This is a genomic window from Tenacibaculum sp. E3R01 (assembly GCF_003318185.1).
Taxonomy (GTDB): domain Bacteria; phylum Bacteroidota; class Bacteroidia; order Flavobacteriales; family Flavobacteriaceae; genus Polaribacter; species Polaribacter halocynthiae.
On the sequence record NZ_QOCC01000025.1, the window covers coordinates 445,730 to 465,087 of the forward strand.

The 19,358-nt window shown below is 29.0% G+C and carries 14 protein-coding genes; 9 read left to right on the forward strand and 5 right to left on the reverse strand.

Annotation, left to right across the window (positions count from 1 at the left end):
* Nucleotides 1-28: 28 nt before the first annotated feature.
* Complete coding sequence (locus DS884_RS14615; protein ID WP_113787261.1) at nucleotides 29-922, reverse strand: DMT family transporter; 894 nt, start codon at nucleotides 920-922, stop codon at nucleotides 29-31.
* 216 nt (nucleotides 923-1,138) lie between these two features.
* On the opposite strand from DS884_RS14615, the gene DS884_RS14620 reads away from it, so the two are divergent.
* From DS884_RS14620 to DS884_RS14630, 3 genes are all read left to right on the forward strand, one after another.
* Complete coding sequence (locus DS884_RS14620) at nucleotides 1,139-3,355, forward strand: RelA/SpoT family protein (RefSeq protein WP_093871347.1); 2,217 nt, start codon at nucleotides 1,139-1,141, stop codon at nucleotides 3,353-3,355.
* A gap of 72 nt (nucleotides 3,356-3,427) precedes the next feature.
* Nucleotides 3,428-3,877: a Fur family transcriptional regulator gene (locus DS884_RS14625; RefSeq protein ID WP_093871348.1), complete on the forward strand. Its 450-nt coding sequence runs from the start codon at nucleotides 3,428-3,430 to the stop codon at nucleotides 3,875-3,877.
* Between the two features lie 36 nt (nucleotides 3,878-3,913).
* Entirely contained in the window at nucleotides 3,914-5,185 is a 1,272-nt protein-coding gene (locus tag DS884_RS14630; RefSeq protein WP_113787262.1) for an adenylosuccinate synthase, read from the forward strand.
* A 32-nt stretch (nucleotides 5,186-5,217) separates the two neighbouring features.
* Here DS884_RS14630 and DS884_RS14635 read toward each other — a convergent pair whose 3' ends face one another.
* The 3 genes from DS884_RS14635 to DS884_RS14645 all read right to left on the reverse strand — a co-directional run bounded on the left by DS884_RS14635 (nucleotide 5,218) and on the right by DS884_RS14645 (nucleotide 8,264).
* On the reverse strand, nucleotides 5,218-6,648 hold the full coding sequence (locus DS884_RS14635; RefSeq protein ID WP_113787263.1) for a pyridoxal phosphate-dependent decarboxylase family protein: 1,431 nt from the start codon (nucleotides 6,646-6,648) through the stop codon (nucleotides 5,218-5,220).
* A gap of 113 nt (nucleotides 6,649-6,761) precedes the next feature.
* Nucleotides 6,762-7,550: a HesA/MoeB/ThiF family protein gene (locus tag DS884_RS14640; protein WP_093871351.1), complete on the reverse strand. Its 789-nt coding sequence runs from the start codon at nucleotides 7,548-7,550 to the stop codon at nucleotides 6,762-6,764.
* Between the two features lie 42 nt (nucleotides 7,551-7,592).
* Complete coding sequence (locus tag DS884_RS14645; protein WP_113787264.1) at nucleotides 7,593-8,264, reverse strand: hypothetical protein; 672 nt, start codon at nucleotides 8,262-8,264, stop codon at nucleotides 7,593-7,595.
* Nucleotides 8,265-8,433: 169 nt separating this feature from the next.
* On the opposite strand from DS884_RS14645, the gene DS884_RS14650 reads away from it, so the two are divergent.
* From DS884_RS14650 to DS884_RS14675, 6 genes are all read left to right on the forward strand, one after another.
* Nucleotides 8,434-10,065 carry an OstA-like protein gene (locus DS884_RS14650; protein WP_113787265.1) on the forward strand — a complete coding sequence of 544 codons (1,632 nt, stop codon included), beginning with the start codon at nucleotides 8,434-8,436 and terminating at the stop codon, nucleotides 10,063-10,065.
* A gap of 9 nt (nucleotides 10,066-10,074) precedes the next feature.
* Complete coding sequence (locus DS884_RS14655) at nucleotides 10,075-11,250, forward strand: aspartate aminotransferase family protein (RefSeq protein ID WP_113787266.1); 1,176 nt, start codon at nucleotides 10,075-10,077, stop codon at nucleotides 11,248-11,250.
* Between the two features lie 37 nt (nucleotides 11,251-11,287).
* Nucleotides 11,288-13,060, forward strand: coding sequence for an AMP-dependent synthetase/ligase (locus DS884_RS14660; protein ID WP_113787267.1), 1,773 nt, complete (start codon nucleotides 11,288-11,290; stop codon nucleotides 13,058-13,060).
* A gap of 71 nt (nucleotides 13,061-13,131) precedes the next feature.
* Entirely contained in the window at nucleotides 13,132-14,904 is a 1,773-nt protein-coding gene (locus DS884_RS14665) for an AMP-dependent synthetase/ligase (RefSeq protein WP_113787268.1), read from the forward strand.
* Between the two features lie 77 nt (nucleotides 14,905-14,981).
* Nucleotides 14,982-16,598, forward strand: coding sequence for an RluA family pseudouridine synthase (locus DS884_RS14670; protein ID WP_113787269.1), 1,617 nt, complete (start codon nucleotides 14,982-14,984; stop codon nucleotides 16,596-16,598).
* A 496-nt stretch (nucleotides 16,599-17,094) separates the two neighbouring features.
* Nucleotides 17,095-17,820, forward strand: coding sequence for a (S)-benzoin forming benzil reductase (locus tag DS884_RS14675; protein WP_113787270.1), 726 nt, complete (start codon nucleotides 17,095-17,097; stop codon nucleotides 17,818-17,820).
* Nucleotides 17,821-18,176: 356 nt separating this feature from the next.
* Here the strand turns inward: DS884_RS14675 and DS884_RS14680 are convergent, their stop codons facing one another.
* Entirely contained in the window at nucleotides 18,177-18,920 is a 744-nt protein-coding gene (locus DS884_RS14680) for a LytR/AlgR family response regulator transcription factor (protein WP_093871359.1), read from the reverse strand.
* Between the last annotated feature and the right edge of the window lie 438 nt (nucleotides 18,921-19,358).

The window sequence follows — 19,358 nt, forward strand, 5'->3', positions numbered from 1 at the left end:
AATTAAATAATTTTCAAGGGTAATAGTTTTAACTATTGCCCTTATTTTTTTTAACTACTATCCTAACTCCTACAACAACAATAATTGCTCCTATAAATTGCCAAAAACTCATTGATTCATTTAAAAATATTATAGCTAATACTATAGTAGAAAAAGGTCCAATACTTCCTAAAATGGAAAAATTAGAAGCTCCTATTTTTTGAATAGCATATGACACTAAAAAAGAAGGAATCAAAGTTGCAATAATAGCCATTAGAAATCCTAAATAATAAACTTCTTTAGGGTATATAAAAATAGATGTTCTATCTACTAGTAAATAATGTATAACTACACAAATTGTAGAAACTATCATTGCATAAGAAGTAAATGTTTTTACTCCAAACCTAGGAATTAACCAACCACTTCCTACCAAATAAGAAGCATAAGTTAAAGCACTTAAAAACACCAATACTCCTCCTAATAGTATGGTGTAATCAAAAACTTGACTTCCACTACCAAAGGCTAAAACAACTCCGATATATGTTAATAGAATTGCCCAAACTTGATGCTTTGTAACTTTTTCTTTAAAAAACAACCTATTAATTAGCAATACTAAGGTTGGATATACAAATAAGATAATTCTCTCTAAACTAGCTTCAATATATTGTAACCCTAAAAAATCAAAATAACTAGCTAAATAATAGCCTATAAAACCGAAAAAAAACAACCATAAATAATCTTTATTTTTTAGAATTACTTTAACTTCCCTCTTTCTATTATCTAGTAATAAAATGATTATATAAAAAGGTAATGAAAACAACATTCTAAATAATAACAAGTGAATTGAACTTACATTATATTGATACGCCATTTTAACCATAACTGCTTTTGAAGAAAACATTACAATTCCCAAAACACCTAAAAACACTCCTGATAATTTCATTAAAGCTATTTTACAACAAAAATAATGAGTAACTAATTTTATTAAAAAATATTTTAATTAGTCATACGATGTTCAGTGTACGTTTATTTTAAACATTCCCTTGTATTACTAGTTAAAATTTCAAGTTAAAAGAACATTTTCAATTAATCCTTGCTCAATAAAATTCTTTATACTATTTTTCATTTTGAAACCTTATAAACATTAAAGTTTACGTGTATGAGTTATAATGCAACGATAGAAGAGGAAAATAAAGAAATAGCCAATAGATATAAAGATTTACTTAAAGGAACTTATCAAACACTTTCAGAAGATGATAAAAAGCTTATACGTAAGGCCTTTGAAATTGCTGTAGAAGCACACTCTGAACAACGAAGAAAAACTGGAGAACCTTATATTTATCATCCAATTGCTGTTGCTAAAATAGTTGCTTATGAAATAGGCCTTGGAGCAACTTCTATTGCTGCTGCACTACTCCATGATGTTGTAGAAGACACACATTATACTCTTGATGATATGGAGCGTTTGTTTGGTGAAAACATTGCTCGTATTGTTAGTGGATTAACTAAAATTTCTAGCTTAAGAAAAGAACAAGACTATTCTATTCAAGCTGAGAATTTTCGTAAAATGCTACTTACACTCCATGATGATGTACGTGTAATTTTAATTAAAATTGCTGATAGACTTCACAACATGCAAACAATGGATTCTATGCCACCTCATAAACAGGTAAAAATAGCTTCCGAAACTTTATATATATATGCTCCTTTAGCTCATAGACTTGGGTTATACAACATAAAAACTGAACTTGAAGATTTAGGTTTAAAATATACTGAACCTGATGTATATAATGATATACTTAGTAAAATTGAACATAGTAAAGAAGATCAACAAAAATATATTGACAGCTTTACAAGTGTTTTAAAAGAAGCTTTAAATAAAGAAGCTTTTTCTTATGAAATAAAAGGTCGTTTTAAATCTATTTTCTCTATTAGAAGAAAAATGCGCAAACAAAATGTAACTTTTGATGAAGTATACGACAAGTTTGCCATTAGAATTATATACAAACCAAAATCTAAAGATGAAAAATTTGATGCTTGGAAAATATATTCTATTGTAACAGATTTCTTTAAACCTAATCCAGCCCGTTTACGTGATTGGATTTCACAACCAAAATCTACTGGGTATGAAGCATTACATATAACTGTTATTGGCCCTCAAGCCAAATGGGTTGAAGTACAAATTCGTTCGCAAAGAATGGATGAAATAGCTGAAAAAGGGTATGCTGCTCATTTTAAATATAAACAAGGTAATGTTAGTGAAAACGGATTAGATGGTTGGTTAAACCGTTTAAAAGAAACTTTAGAAAACCAAAGTATAAATGCAGTTGATTTTGTTGAAGATTTTAAATTAAACCTATATGCTAAAGAAATATATGTTTTTACTCCTAATGGAGACTTAAAATCATTACCCAAAGGTGCTTCTGCTTTAGATTTTGCTTTTTCAGTTCATACAGATGTAGGTCTTAAATGTCGTGGTGCAAAAGTAAATGGTAAACTAGTTCCTTTAAGTCACGAATTAAAAAGCGGAGATCAAGTTAAAGTTCTTACAGCTGCAATTAACAAACCTAATGTAAGATGGCTCGATTTTGTTTTAACAGCACGTGCTAGAACAAAAATAAAATCTGCCTTAAAAGCAGAAGAAAAGAAAATAGCTGAAGAAGGAAAAGCTATATTAATGCGTAAACTTCGACACTTAAAAATCAATACTAGCGAAAAAACAATTCATGAAATTGCTAATTACTTTGGCTTAAAAACAAGTTTCGATTTATTTTATAGGGTTGGTAATGGAGCTATAGATAATACCAAACTAAAAGAATTTTTAGCTCAAAGAAGTGGTCCTTTAATGAGCTTTATTAGAAGTACCTTTAAAAGAAGTCCTAGTAAAAACGTTACAGATAAAGAAGAAGTAACTAGCAACTTTGACTCTTTAGTTTTTGGTAAAGATGAACAAGTATTAGATTATACTTTATCTAAATGCTGTACTCCTATACCTGGTGATAAGGTATTTGGATTTGTAACAATAAATGAAGGTATTAAAGTTCATAAAAACGATTGTCCTAATGCTATTTCATTGCAATCAAATTATGCTTATAGAATAATGCCTGCTAAATGGATAGATTCAACTCAACAAGAATTTAAGGCTTCTTTAGAGTTTTCTGGTATAGATAAAAAAGGCATCGCCAATAATATTACTCGCATTATTTCTAATAGTACTGATGTTTATATATACGGAATAAACATTGCTGGTGACGATGGAGTATTTGAAGGAAACTTAACATTAGGAGTAAAAAATAAATCTCAATTAAATAAATTAATTGACAGTATAAAAAGAATTGATGGTGTACAAAAAGTAGAACGTGTTAATACTTTGTAAATATCATTTTAATATCATCCTTTTTTTATCAATAAATAAACGTAAATTTGCCCTTTCGTAAAATTCTAATTAATGAATAACTCTGCAGAAAATCAAGAAATTGTAAAAAAAGTATTTACTTCTTACTTAGAAGAAAATAAACATCGTAAAACGCCTGAGCGTTACGCCATTTTACAAGAAATTTATGATGCTGAAGAACATTTTGATATTGAATCATTATACATCAAAATGAAAAATAAAAACTATCGAGTTAGTAGAGCTACGCTATACAATACAATAGACTTACTATTAGATTGTGGTTTGGTGAGAAAACATCAATTTGATGGACAATCTATGGCTAGATATGAAAAGAGCTATTTTGACAAGAATCATGACCACGTAATTTTAACCGATACTGGTGAAGTAAAAGAGTTTTGTGACCCAAGAATACAAATTATCAAAAAAACAATTGAAGAAGTTTTTGATATTGATATTCATAACCATTCATTATACTTCTACGGAACAAAAAAGAAACAAAATTAACAACAACAAAATAACTTATTAACAATACACAATTAGATGGCAGTAGATTTATTACTCGGATTACAATGGGGAGACGAGGGAAAAGGTAAAATTGTAGATGTACTTACAAAGAACTACGATATTATTGCACGTTTTCAAGGGGGGCCAAATGCTGGACACACTTTAGAGTTTGATGGTATTAAGCATGTTTTAAGAACTATTCCTTCAGGAATTTTTCATGACAAATCAATTAACGTAATTGGTAACGGAGTGGTTATCGATCCTGTAGTTTTTGTACAAGAATTAGACGGATTAAATAAATTTGATCTTGATTATAAATCAAAATTAATTATCTCTAGAAAAGCACACGTAATTTTACCAACACACCGTTTGTTAGATGCTGCTTCTGAAGCTTCTAAAGGGAAAGCTAAAATTGGTTCTACATTAAAAGGTATTGGTCCAACATATATGGACAAAACTGGTAGAAACGGGATTAGAATTGGTGATTTAGAACTAGATAATTGGAAAGAAAAATACAGAAGTCTTGCTAATAAACATGAAGCTATGATTAGCTTTTATAATGTTGATGTTCAATACGATTTAAAAGAAATGGAAATTGAATTCTTTGCTGCTGTTGAGCGTTTAAAAGAATTACAATTTATTGATAGTGAGGAATATTTAAACAAAGGTTTAAAAGAAGGTAAAACCATCTTAGCAGAAGGAGCCCAAGGTTCATTATTAGACATTGATTTTGGAACTTATCCTTTTGTAACTTCTTCTAACACTACAGCTTCTGGTGCCTGTACTGGTTTAGGAATTGCTCCTAACAAAATTAAAGAAGTTTTTGGTATTTTCAAAGCATATACTACACGTGTAGGTTCTGGACCATTCCCTACTGAATTATTTGATGAAGTTGGAAGTGAAATGGCTAAAATTGGTCGTGAATTTGGTGCTGTAACTGGTCGTCCTCGTAGATGTGGGTGGTTAGATTTAGTTGCTTTAAAATATGCAGTTCAAGTTAACGGTGTTACACAGTTAATGATGATGAAAGGCGATGTACTTTCAGGTTTTGACACTTTAAAAGTATGTACTTCTTACAAATATAAAGGTGAAGAAATTTCTCATTTACCATATAATATTGAACCTGAAAACATCGAACCAATTTATACTGAATTTAAAGGTTGGGATAATGATTTAACAGGAATGACTACAAAAGAAGAGTTACCTAAAAATTTATTAGATTATATCTCTTTTATTGAAAAAGAGACTGAAGTACCTATTAAAATAGTATCTGTAGGTCCAGACAGAAAACAAACAATTGTTAGATAAAAAAAAAGAGCTCTTAAAAGAGCTCTTTTTTTTTACTTTTCACTTAAAATTTCATCTGCAAAAGAATTACACAATAAAAAGGTATCCTCAACATCTTTAAATGTAGTTTTAGGGTTTATTAAACACATTCGTAAAACTACCTGCTTATTTAAAACTGTAGTTACTAACAATGCTTCCCTAGATTCCATCACCTTTTTAGAAATTTTTTGATTTAATTCATCTAATTCTTGTTCAGATAAATTTAATCCAAGTGGATTGTATCTAAAATTAATAACAGCTAAAGTTGCTGGTGATATAATTTCCCAATTTCTACTTTTACGCAACATCTTTTCAACGTCATCAGTTAATTGGATATTATAAGTAACTGCTTTTTTAAACGTATCTAATCCATAAGTTTTAATAGACATGTAAAATTTTAATGCTCTAAAACGTCTTGTTAATTGAATTCCATAATCATAGAAATTAATTTCAGATTCATTTCCTTCAATATCACGTAAATACTCAGGTTTTTCACTAAATGTATTACTCAACCATGAAGCATCTTTTACTAACAAACACCCTATTTCATAAGGCTGATAAAACCATTTATGTGGATCAACAGTAAGTGAATCTGCTCTCTCTATCCCTCGTAAAGCTTTTGCTCCCTTTTCAGCTAAAATGGCAGCGCCACCATAAGCACCATCAACATGCATCCATAAATCTTCTTCTTCGCATATATCAGCTATATCGTTTAAAGGGTCAACAGTTCCTGTATTGGTTGTTCCTGCAGAAGCAATGTAACAAAATGGCTGTAAACCTTCTAATCGATCTTTAGCTATTGCATTTTTTAATTTATTAATGCTTATTCTAAATTCTAAATCTGTAGGTAAAATTCTAATCTGTTCTTTCTTAAACCCTAAAACACGAATAGCTTTTATATTAGAAGAATGAGCTTGATCTGATAAATAAATAACAGCTTTAGAAAAATTATCTCCACATTTTAAACGTCTTGCAGTTACTAAAGCAGTTAAATTAGCCATAGAACCACCACTAGTAAAAATACCACCTCCTTTTTCTACGGGAAAATCGTACATTTTAAGTAACCAGTTCATAGTTACTATTTCTAGTTCAGCTGCAGCTGGAGAAACCATCCAACCTCCTGAAAAAATATTAAATCCAGTTGCTAAACTGTCTGCCATAGTACTAATAAAATTACTAGGACCAGGTACAAATGAATACGACTTTGGGTGTGATGTTAAAATACTATTAGGTATCACATTATCCATTACAAAATCTAAAACATCTTCAGCTGGCATACCCTCTCCTGGGGCTTCTTGTAAGAAAACAGTATCCATTTCTTTTCTTGAAGCACTAACTACAGGTTTTTTGCTTTCAAGCATATCCCAATGTTCAGTAATTAAGTCAACTATTTTATATCCATAAGACTTCATTTCTTCTTTTGATAAATCAAAATGAGCACTCATATCTTTATATATTTTTAATTTATTGCAAAATTAAAACATTTGAAATCCTTAATCACTCTTAATTTTTAAAATTAATAAGATAATTTTTGCATAAAACATCAATACAGAAAATACTATCTAGTTGATAAAAAATAAGGTTCAGGGAAAGTTTTAACCTCTAAATTATTTACTATGCTAAATAATATATTACAAACTAAAGCTGCTGATAAATGAGATCCAACAACTAATTGTGGGGGTGTTATTTTTTCTGAATTTAACTTATACAATTCAAAAAAACTATAAAACCAATCCAAGTTAATATCCTTCCTGTTTTTTAAATATGTCAACATATTTTCAATTAGCACCAATTCAAACCTTCCGTCATTTCTTTCTACATTATAAATTTGTTTACTTGTTGGCGTTACCAGATAAGCTGCAGCACCCCAACCAAAATTTAAAGGGTGTATTACAGGTATACCTTTTTCTTTACATATTTCATCAAATGCAAAAGGAGTATGTTCTGTATCAAAATCAATAGCATTTATTGCAACATCACACCCTTCTAAATATTTTGATATTGTAGTTGGCTCTAAAAAAAGGTGATGATATTCAATACTAACATCAGGGTTAATAGCCTTTAATCGTTTAGTTATTTCTTTAACTTTAGATTTATTTACAGATTCATTATCATAATTCTGCCTATTTAAATTAGATAACTCTATAGTATCACCATCTATTAATACAAAATTCTCAAAACCTAACCTTAAGGCTGCTTCTGCTATTACACTACCTAACCCTACTCCTGCAAAAACAATTTTAATATCTCTTATATTGTTTTGCTCTTTTGGAGAAATATATAACACATTTTTATGATACCTTTCATTTTCATGCATTTCTGGTATAACTTTTAAAGCTTTCATCATTTTATATTCTAATTTTTTATTAAAATTCTTTTCTAAAAATTATTATGACACTAATTCTAATTCTTCTATCTGATTTCTAGTCAGCCAATTCTCAACATCTGTAATAATTACAGGATAAGTAGGACTTCCCAAACATTCCTGACACTCACCTATTATTTGCATATTCACTCCTAAATCTCTAAAAACATGATATATTAAAACATCAGATTCAGCTATAATTAAGCTATTAGGTTGCTTATTAATTACGCCAAAAATTTGAACTAGTAAATTATGAATTAACCTCTTTGATGTAAGTGACGAATCATGTTCTTTAAGTTTTTTAGAATTTATTGCTAACCTTCCTAAGTGCCAAATTTGATTAACCTCTAATTGTTTTTCTTTAATTACTTCAAAAACATTAATGTTAAATTCATATTCTACAGCAAAAAGTGTCCTACCAGTTTTTAAGGTTGCTTTAATAGTACCTATTAAAATATTTTCTAAATTTTTAAATCCAAAATAAATTGAGTTTTCAAATTGTTTAATATCTTGATTTCTCATATCATTCTGTTCATTATCCATAGGAATCCATGAATATTTTTTATAATAATGATAAGAATACATTTTAAAAACAAAATCAGAAAAATTAGTAAGGTCCTCCTCTCCTATTTGAAATAAATTTAATTGCTTATAAGAACTAACAAGTTTACTTTTAAATAGTTTTTCGAAATACATTTTTAGAATTATTAATAGATTACTGAATACATATATTTTCAGCAAAATTAGTAGGATATTAAAACAGGAAATCACCCATAACGGGTGATTTTTTATTATAAAAACTTTCACTTTTCAAACAACTTCATTCAATGAAGTTTTCCTTATTTTTGCTGAAAACAATATTATTTTGAAAAAACTATTTATTTTATCACTTTTACTATTAGCCTTTAATAGTTTTTCTCAAACAAAAAAAATTAGAATTATTTCTAGTGAATTTTCTGAAGCTGATGAAAAAAAATACCCAGGAGCAACCATTTTAATTGGAAATGTTAAAATTGCCCATGAAGGTGCAACTCTAGACTGTAAACAAGCTTTATTATACAAAAAAGAAAACTTATTTAAAGCTGCAGGTGAAGTGGTTATTGAACAAGGTGATAGTATTATACAATATAGCGATTTTGCAATTTATAATGGAAATACCAAAAAAGCTGTTTCTTGGGGTAATGTAGAAATTAACGACAAAGAAATGAAAATGAATACAGATACACTTCATTTTGATAGAAAAGAACAAGTGTTATTTTACCAAACTGGTGGTACTATAAAAGATAAGAAAAACACTTTAAAAAGTTTAAAAGGAACTTATTTTTTAAAAGAAAAAAAGTTTATTGCTAAATCAAAAGTAACTGTTGTTAATCCTGAAAATCATTTAGAATCTAATCATCTTGATTATTACACCAATACAAGTCTAGCTTATTTATATGGACCTAGTACTATTACCAATTTAAAAGATAGTACTAAGGTATATTCAGAAAGAGGGTTTTATGATACCAATACTGAGATTTCTTATTTTGTTAAAAGAGCTAAACTATTCTTAAAAAACAGAACCATAGAAGCTGATAGTTTGTATTATGATAAAAGAAAAGGATTTGCTTCTGCTACTAACAGGATAAAAATAATAGACACTTTACAAAACACTGTTACCAAAGGAAATTATGCTGAATTGTATGAACAAAAAGACTCTTTGTTTATTATTGATAGAGCTGTAGCAATTACTGAGCAAGAAAAAGATTCTATGTATGTTCATGGTGATAAAATATTAATTACTGGTAAGCCTGAAAAACGAATAGTTAGAATTTTTAATAATGTAAAAATTTTTAAATCCAATTTACAAGGAAAGTGTGACTCTATACATACTAGTCAAATAACAGGTTTAACAAGAATGTTCAGATCTCCCATTTTATGGTCAGGAAAAAGTCAGATTACTGGAGATAGCATTCATCTAGTGTCAGATAAAAAAACAAATGAGTTGGACTCTCTACGTGTATTACAAAATGCTTTTATTATTCAAAAAGACTCGTTATCCGACGATAACTATAATCAAATAAAAGGAAGAAACATCTACGGTAAATTTATTGAGAATGATTTAAGAACTATGCTTGTAAAAGGAAATGCAGAATCTTTATATTACAATAGAAATGATGAAACTCAAAAATTAGAAACTATAACAAAAGAAATTGCTAGTGATATTGAGTTTAAACTAGAAAATAACGAAGTTGTAGAAACAAAATATTTTAAAAAATCAGAAGGAAAAACATTTCCTCCTTCTGAATTTCCTAAAGGAGAAAAGAAATTTAGAGGCTTTGTATGGCGTGGAGATGAACAACCCTTGGTTATGGAAGATATTTTTATTAAAGATAAAGCTTCAATTTTTCTTAAACCTAAAAGAAATAATAAAGCTGTTATAAAAGCTAAGAAAAAACTAAAAAAGGAAAACGAGAAAAGAAGAACTTTACCAAAATATGATTTTAAACGAGAATAGTTTTTTTTAATGAAAAATGATTTTTTAAAGTATCAAGCACAAACAACGCCTCACCCATTAGCAATTGAAATTTCACACGCTAAAGGAAATTATATTTATGATAGCTCAGGTAAAAAACTTTTAGATTTTGTAGCTGGTGTTTCTGCGAATAGTCTAGGGCACAATCATCCAAAAGTAAACGAAGCTATTCAATATCAATTAACACAATATACCCATGTAATGGTATATGGTGAATTCATTCAAAAACCACAACTAGAACTTTGTAAAGCTTTAGCTAAAACATTACCAAAAAACCTTTCTTCTGTTTATTTAGTTAATTCAGGAACTGAAGCAACTGAAGGCGCTTTAAAACTTGCCAAAAAATTTACTGGTAGAAGTGAAATTATAGCTGCTAAAAATGCCTACCATGGAAATACACAAGGAGCTATGAGTGTTTGTGGTGCTGAGCAACAAAATCAAGCCTATAGGCCATTACTACCTGGAGTTAAATTTATTGAATTTAATAATGAAATTGATTTACATAAAATAACAAAAAATACAGCTGGAGTAATTTTAGAAACTATTCAAGGAGGTGCTGGATTTATTGAACCTAAAAACAATTATTTAACCAAAGTAAAAAACCGTTGTAAAGAAGTTGGAGCTTTATTAATTTTAGATGAAATTCAAACTGGAGTTGGTAGAACTGGAACCTTTTGGGGCTTTGAAAATTATAATGTAATTCCTGATATTATTATTGCAGGTAAAGGACTTGGAGGAGGAATGCCTGTTGGTGCTTTTATTTCTTCAAATGAGATAATGAGCTGTCTTAATAACAATCCTAAATTAGGACATATTACTACTTTTGGTGGTCATCCTGTTATTGCAGCTGCTAGCCTTGCTACTATCAAGGAAATTTCTGAAACAAACCTTATAAAAGAAACTTTAAGGAAAGAACAATTAATTCGTAGTATTTTAGAAAAACACCCTAAAGTGAAAAAAATTAGAGGGCGTGGTTTAATGCTAGCTTTAATTGTAGAGAGCCCTGAATTAGCTTCCGAAATTATTTTAAATTGCCTTGATAAAGGATTAATTTTATTTTGGTTACTTTTTGAAGGAAAGGCTATTCGAATTACCCCACCATTAACCATAAGCGATGAAGAAATACATGAAGGATGTAACATCCTATTAAATGTATTAAACAAATAATTATTTTTTTTAGTAGATTTATAGCAAACAACCCTATATGCAAAAATCTACTTCAGTTAAACGACTTTTTGATTTCCCATATTATCAACTAGATAAATACCCTCAAAAAAAATGTTTTGTTTATAAAAATCTTGATTCATGGAAAAGTATTTCAACACATGAATATATTGAGCAAGCTAATAAAGTGAGTCGTTCATTACTTAAACTAGGTATAAAACCAGGTGATAAAGTAGCTGTAATTACAGCAACAAATCAACCTAAATGGCATATTTTAGATATTGGTATATTACAAATAGGAGCTGTTAATGTTCCATTATACCCTACTTTTTCTGAAAACGATTACGGGTATATCTTACAACATTCCGATAGCCTTTTTTGTTTTGTTTCTGATAACGAATTATATAAAAAAGTAAAAAGCGTACAAAACAACACAAATTTAAAAAAGATATACTCTTTTGAAGAACTCGGTACTGAAAATGGTTGGAGATCCTTTTTAGAATTAGGAACGAATAATGAACTTCAGCCACAAGTTGAGTGTCTTAAAAAAGAAGTTAAACCTAATGATTTAGCAACTATCATTTATACATCAGGAACTACAGGAACCCCTAAAGGTGTTATGCTTTCACATAACAACATTGTAAGCAATGTTTTTGCTGTTGGTAATACTTTAAATTTACACGATAATAAAAAAAGAGCTATTAGTTATCTTCCTGTTTGTCATATATTCGAAAGAGCATCTTCCTATTATTGTCAATACATGGGCTTCGAAATTTATTTCGCAGAAAGTATTGATAAAATTGGAGATAATTTAAAAGAAGTTCAACCCCATTTTATGGCTGTTGTTCCTCGATTACTAGAAAAGGTTTTTGATAAAATTGTAGATAAAGGAAGTAATTTAAATGGGTTAAAAAAACAACTCTTCTTTTGGGCTTTAAAATTAGGAGAAGCTTACCAACCTTATAAACAAAATGGCTGGTGGTATGAAAGTAAATTAAAAATAGCTCAGAAAATTATTTTTTCAAAATGGAAAAATGCATTAGGAGGCTATTTAGAATTTATGATTGCAGGAAGCGCTCCTATGCAATCAAGATTAATAAAGGTATTTACCGCAGCTGGAATACCTGTTTTAGAAGGCTATGGCTTAACGGAAACTTCACCAGCCGTATCTGTAACAGATATACGAAATAATGGCTTTAAAATAGGCACAGTGGGTAAAGTACTTAATGACGTTACAGTTAAGATAGCTCAAGATGGTGAAATATTGGTAAAAGGCCCAAATGTAATGCTTGGTTATTATAAAAACATTGAATTAACCAATAGTGTAATAAAAAACAATTTCTTCCATACTGGTGATATTGGAGAATTAGATAGTAATGGTTTCTTAAAAATTACTGATAGAAAAAAAGAAATTTTTAAAACATCTGGAGGAAAATATATTGCCCCAGCAGTGCTTGAAAGTGAATTTAAAAAATCTCGCTTCATAGAACAAATAATGGTTATTGGTGAAAGTGAGAAAATGCCTGCTGCACTGATTCAAATTTCTCAAGAATTTGTTCAGAAATGGGCTAAAAGACATAACTATCAAATTTCTAGTTTTACTACTAATGAAAAACTTATTGAAAGAATATCAAAAGAAGTTAATTTTTATAATAAAAAATTTGGAAAATGGGAACAAATAAAACGTTTTGAAATTACTCCAGATGAATGGAGCATCGAAGAAGGTCATTTAACACCAACACTCAAAATGAGAAGGAAAATTATCTTAGAAAAATACAACTATTTGTATAAAAAAATATATAATCAACAATAAATCAAACATTAAAGCTTTATTTGTGCAATCGACTTAATTTTTATAATTTGCAGAGCCCTAAATATGAATTTATGCCGATTGAAATTACACGTCTTTTTGACTTCCCTTATTACCAATTAGAAAAATATAACTTACCAAAAGCATTTACCACAAAATATAATGGTAAATGGGAATCTATATCAACGAAAGAATATATAGCCCAAGCCAACACTTTAAGTCGTGGTTTAATTCGTTTAGGTGTTCAACCAAACGATAAAATAGCTGTTATATCTACCAATAATAGAACTGAATGGAACATTTGTGACATTGGTATTTTACAAACTGGAGCACAAAACGTTCCTATTTATCCAACAATTTCTAAAGAAGACTATGAATATGTGTTAAATCATTCTGAAGCTACTTATTGTTTTGTTTCAGATACCACTATTCTAGCAAAACTTAACCAAATAAAATCAAACACAAAACTTAAGAAAATTTTTACTTTTGATGATATTCCTGGAGAAGAAAGTTGGACTGAAATTTTAAAACTTGGTAAAGATGAAAGTAATCAACCTGAAGTTGAAGAAAGAAAAGAAGCAGTTACCTCAGAAACTTTAGCTACCTTAATATATACTTCAGGTACTACAGGTAGACCTAAAGGAGTTATGCTTTCTCATGGTAATATTGTATCAAATGTATTAAGTAGTGAACAACGAGTCCCCTTAACCTATGGTAAAGAAAAAGGGTTAAGCTTTTTACCTGTTTGCCATATTTTTGAACGTATGATATTGTATTTATATCAATACTGTGGTGTTTCTGTGTACTTTGCTGAATCTATAGAAAAATTAAGCGAAAATGCACAAGAAGTCAAACCTAATGTTATGACTGCCGTTCCTCGTTTATATGAAAAAATTTATGATAAAATTTACGCGAAAGGAGCTGAATTATCTGGCATAAAAAAGAAACTTTTCTTTTGGGCTATTGATTTAGGTTTAAAATATGAACCATATGGAGCCAATGGATGGTGGTATGAAAAACAATTAGGTATTGCTCGTAAATTAATCTTTTCTAAATGGCAAGTTGCCTTAGGAGGCGAGTTAAAACTAATGGTATCTGGTTCTGCTGCATTACAATCAAGATTAACAAGAGTTTTTGCTGCTGCTGGAATGCCAGTAATGGAAGGTTATGGACTTACTGAAACTTCTCCTGTAATTTCTGTAAATGATGTTAGAAATGGCGGATTTAGAGTTGGAACAGTAGGAAGAATAATTAATGGTGTTGAAGTAAAGATTGCTGAGAATGGAGAAATTTTAGCAAAAGGACCTAATATAATGATGGGATATTATAAAGATCCTGAAAAATCAGCTGAGGTACTTAAAGATGGTTATTTTCATACAGGTGATAAAGGTGAAGTTTGTGAAGAAGGTTTTCTTAAAATTACAGGTAGAACCAAAGAGATGTTTAAAACATCTGGCGGTAAATATGTTATTCCACCATTATTAGAAGGTGAATTAAAGCAATCTCGTTTTATAGAACAAATAATGGTTATTGGTGAAGGTGAAAAAATGCCTGCTGCATTTATTCAACCAAATTTTGCATTTGTTCGTGAATGGGCTAATCGTCATAATATTAATTTAGATGACAATAAAGACCTTATAGCAAATCATAAAGTAATTGAACGTATTCAAGAAGAAGTTGATGCTTGTAATGCTAAATTTGGTAAATGGGAGCAAATCAAGCGTTTTGAACTTACCCCTGAAGAATGGTCTATAGATGGAGGACATTTAACTCCAACTATGAAAATGAAACGTAAAATAATCAAGCAAATCTATTCAGATTTATATGATAAAATTTATAGGTGTTAATTTATTAGAATACTAACACATACTATCACTGTATATTTGTAACGACAAACATACAGTGATTTTTTTTGCGAAACTCTATGAACAAGCTACATTATTTTAAATCTGATACAACAAATATTCAGTTACCTAAAAAAATAGGATACCCTCATAATTACACACCTCATTCAATAGCAAAAATAGCTGCAGAAGAACTACAAGAATATCTATTAACACAATCAGATTTTAAACATGATTTTGGTTTATCTAATAATAGTACTAAAGCTTTAGGTAAAATGTTTGGAGTTTTAGTTGTTAAGCACCCTACAGGTAAAATAGGTTATATAGCTGCTTTTTCAGGTAAGATGGCTAATAAAACACAGCATATTTTTTTTGTCCCTCCTGTTTTTGATATCCTGGCTCCTAATGGTTTTTATATACAAATAGAAAACAAATTGAATATTATAAATGAACAAATACATTTATTAACTAATAAAAAAGAATACTTAGAATTAAAGAAGCAATACTATACACAAAAAAAAAATCATGAAGAGCTATTAAATCAAGAGCATTCTAAAGTTAAAAGAAATCGTAAACTTAGAAAAGAACAACAGTTAGTTAACAACCAACTAAATATTAATGAAGAGTTTTACTTACGCGAATACGAGGTTTATTTAAATGATAAGATAAACTCATTAAGACAAACTTTTTTGAATTATGAAAATAAAATTGAGTTATTAAAAAAACAACGAGCGGAAACTTCAGCAAATATTCAACAAAAAATATTTAAACATTATCTATTTACAAATGCAAACCTGCAATCTAAAAATTTATTAGATATTTTTAATAATACTCAAAATATTCCAGCAGGAAGCGGTGACTGCTGTGCTCCAAAACTTTTTCAATACGCTTTTAAACATCAACTAACTCCTATTGCTTTAGCTGAATTTTGGTGGGGTAAACCGTTAACTACTTCTATAAGGAAACATTTACACTACTATGTAGCGTGTTCTGGTAAATGTAAACCTATTCTAAATCATATGTTACAAGGATTAATAGTTGAAGAAAACCCATTGATAAAAAAATTAAATAAACCACAAGAGTTAGATATTATTTATGAAGATAAATATATGTTAGCTATTAATAAACCTGCTGAGTTTTTAACCGTAGCTGGAAAAGAAATCTCCTATACAATTGAAAGCTTAGTCCGTGAAAAATATCCAAACGCTACTGGGCCTTTAGTTGTACACCGATTGGATATGTCAACATCTGGTATATTACTTATTGCAAAAACAAAAGAAACTCATAAAGAGCTACAAGCTCAATTTATTAATAAAACTATTCAAAAACGGTACGTAGCTATAGTAAATGGTATTCTACCAAATCAAAAAGGTACCATCAATCTTCCGTTACGTGTAGACTTAGAAGATCGTCCAAAACAATTAGTATGTTACGAATATGGAAAGGAAGCTCTCACTCATTGGGAAACAGTTAGTGCTAACAAAGGAAGGACTAAAATTTATTTATACCCTATAACTGGTAGAACACATCAATTGAGAGTACACATGGCTCATCATTTAGGCCTAAACTCTCCTATTGTTGGTGATGACTTGTATGGTACAAAATCAAATCGTCTTCATTTACATGCAGAAAGCATTTCTTTTATTCACCCTGATACTAAAAAAGAGATGAAATTAACAATTCCAATTCCTTTTTAGATGTTTACTTAATTTTATACAACAAAAAATCTCCCTTCATTTCTGAAAGGAGATATCCCTTAAATATTAGCAGAATGTATTGTGTTTGAAACTCTTAGACAAACACAGTGCAATTTATACAAAATAAAAACAACAAACACTAAGGGTTATCCCTATAAGTAAGCTAAGGGTTTACCCTTAATTTACTACACACTAACCATTAGTTAACAATAAAAAAGCTCTCCGAAGAGAGCTCAAACTAAAAACTAACTTAAAAAATCTATTAATGAAATAACTTTTTATAAAAATACAACAGAGGCTACCTTCATTCTTATAAATTAAGTTTACTTACTTATAAGCTACGATAAAATGATAGAAAAGTATAGATAAACGAATTTCTCTCTTTTTATAAAACTATTAAACAAATGCTTATATCTAAATTGTTTTTTTAACTTAAAAAGTAAACAATTATTCAGAAGCATTTTATCTATAAATACACTTTATTTATATTTACACTATGGATGTTATTATTATTACAGGAGGAAGTAAAGGTATTGGAAAAGCAATAGCTAAGAAATATGCGATTGAAAACTATAAAGTATATTCTTTAGCTAGAAGTACTTCAGATTTAAAAAATATTACTCAAATTACTGTTGATTTAAGTAATTTAAAAGATACTGAAACTTGTTTTAAAAATCTTCTAGAAGAAATTAAACAACTTGAAATTACCTCTATCACATTAGTAAATAATGCAGGTAGATTAGGTAAAATAACAACAATTGAAAATTTAACATCTAATGATATTAATACTACTATTCAATTAAACATAACTACTCCAATTATTTTAACTAGTTTATTTATCAAATTAACACAAAGTATTACTTGTAAAAAGCAAATAATAAATATCTCATCAGGAGCTGCTACTAAGCCTTATGAAGGTTGGAGTGTTTATTGTACATCTAAAGCTGCTATTGATATGCTTACCAAAACAACTGCTTCTGAACAAGCATCGATTAAAAATGGGGTGAAATGTATTGCTCTATATCCAGGTGTAGTTGACACTAATATGCAATCACAAATAAGAAACACAAGTGAAAATGATTTTAAAAACCTACAACGTTTCATTGATTTAAAAGAAAACAATGAACTATATACCCCTGAATTTGTAGCTAATACTATTTATACAATTGATATAGAAGACAGATTGGTAAACGGAGCTATTTTTGATATTAGGAATGTTTAATTTTAGTAGAAATAAATGTAATGACAAATTGTAACTTCATAGTAAGAACAACGAAGCTATCTTAAAATTCTAAAGTACAAACTGAAAAATTACTTCAGTCGTTATCATTCTTTCGTAATGAAAGTATAAAACGTCATAGCGAGAACAACGAAGCTTTCATAAAATTCTAAACTACAAACTGAAAGATTACTTCAGTCGTTATCACTCTTTCGTAATGACAAATTGTAACGTCATAGCAAGAACAACGAAGCTTTCATAAAATTCTAAACTACAAACTGAAAGAATACTTCAATCGTTATCACTCTTTCTTAATGACAATATAAAACGTCATAGCGAGAGCTAAACTACAAACTGATTTATCTAAAAATAGTATTATCTTTTATAAATGCATTTTTGTAACGCTCACTAAAAGGTATTTGCCCTTTGTTCTGAAGAATAATTAAGTTATCTTCAAAGTAAATCTCTTTTATTTTTTTAATGTTTACCAAATAATTACGATGTACCTGCTTAAAGTCAGGATTTGATAACATCTCTTTTAATTTTGTTAATGATAGTTTTATTAAATAATTCCCTTCATCACAAAGTAAACTACAATACTTCTCTTTAACTTCTATATAGTTTATAGAACTAACATCTACTTTAACAACACTCCTTTTCTTTTTTATAAATAAAAAAGAAGGACTTAATACTGCATTTTGCTCATTAAAACTGATACTATTAGATTGCTGATAACACGATTCAATAGCTAACTCTAATGAATATAAAAGCTCTAATTCATTATATGGCTTCAATAGATAAACCATAGGATTAGTAAGCTTAGCTTCATCAAAAACAGTTTTACTTTGCATACTTGTTAAAAATAAAAACGGAACATTCATATCACGTTGATTCAAACGTTGAGCCAACTCTATTCCTTCTGGCCTACCATCAATCATGATGTCTAAAATAATCACATCAAAAAATCGGTTTTTAATCTCCTTCTCTGCCTCTTCTGCATTTGCCACTCTAACAACCTCATAGTCATTTGTTTCTAAAAAAGAAATAAGCGCATTAGCTTCTTTATCTAAATCTTCTAGTAGTAATAGTCTTAGTGTGTTCATAGTATAAAAATATAGCTAATTTGTTAACAAAACCAATTTTTCTACTTCTTTATAACAAGTTTTAATCTATACGTTTGTTTTTCTGATTTTTACCCTAAATGATTTAAATGTAAAAGTTAGAAAGGTTATTGCTTTAGTACTTTAACCCTAATGACAAATTATTAACGTCACAACGAGGTACGAAGTTGTCTTTATATAATGCACTTCAAATACAAAGATTACTTCACTCCACTGTATTTCGTTCGTAATGACACTATCAAAACGTTACAACGAGGCACGAAGTTGTCTTTGTATTACGTGTTCCTAACTAAAAGATTACTTCACTCCACTGTATTTAGTTCGTAATGACACTATAAAAACGTCACAACGAGGCACGAAGTTATCTTTATATAATGCACTTCAAATGCAAAGATTACTTCACTCCACTTCGTTTCGTTC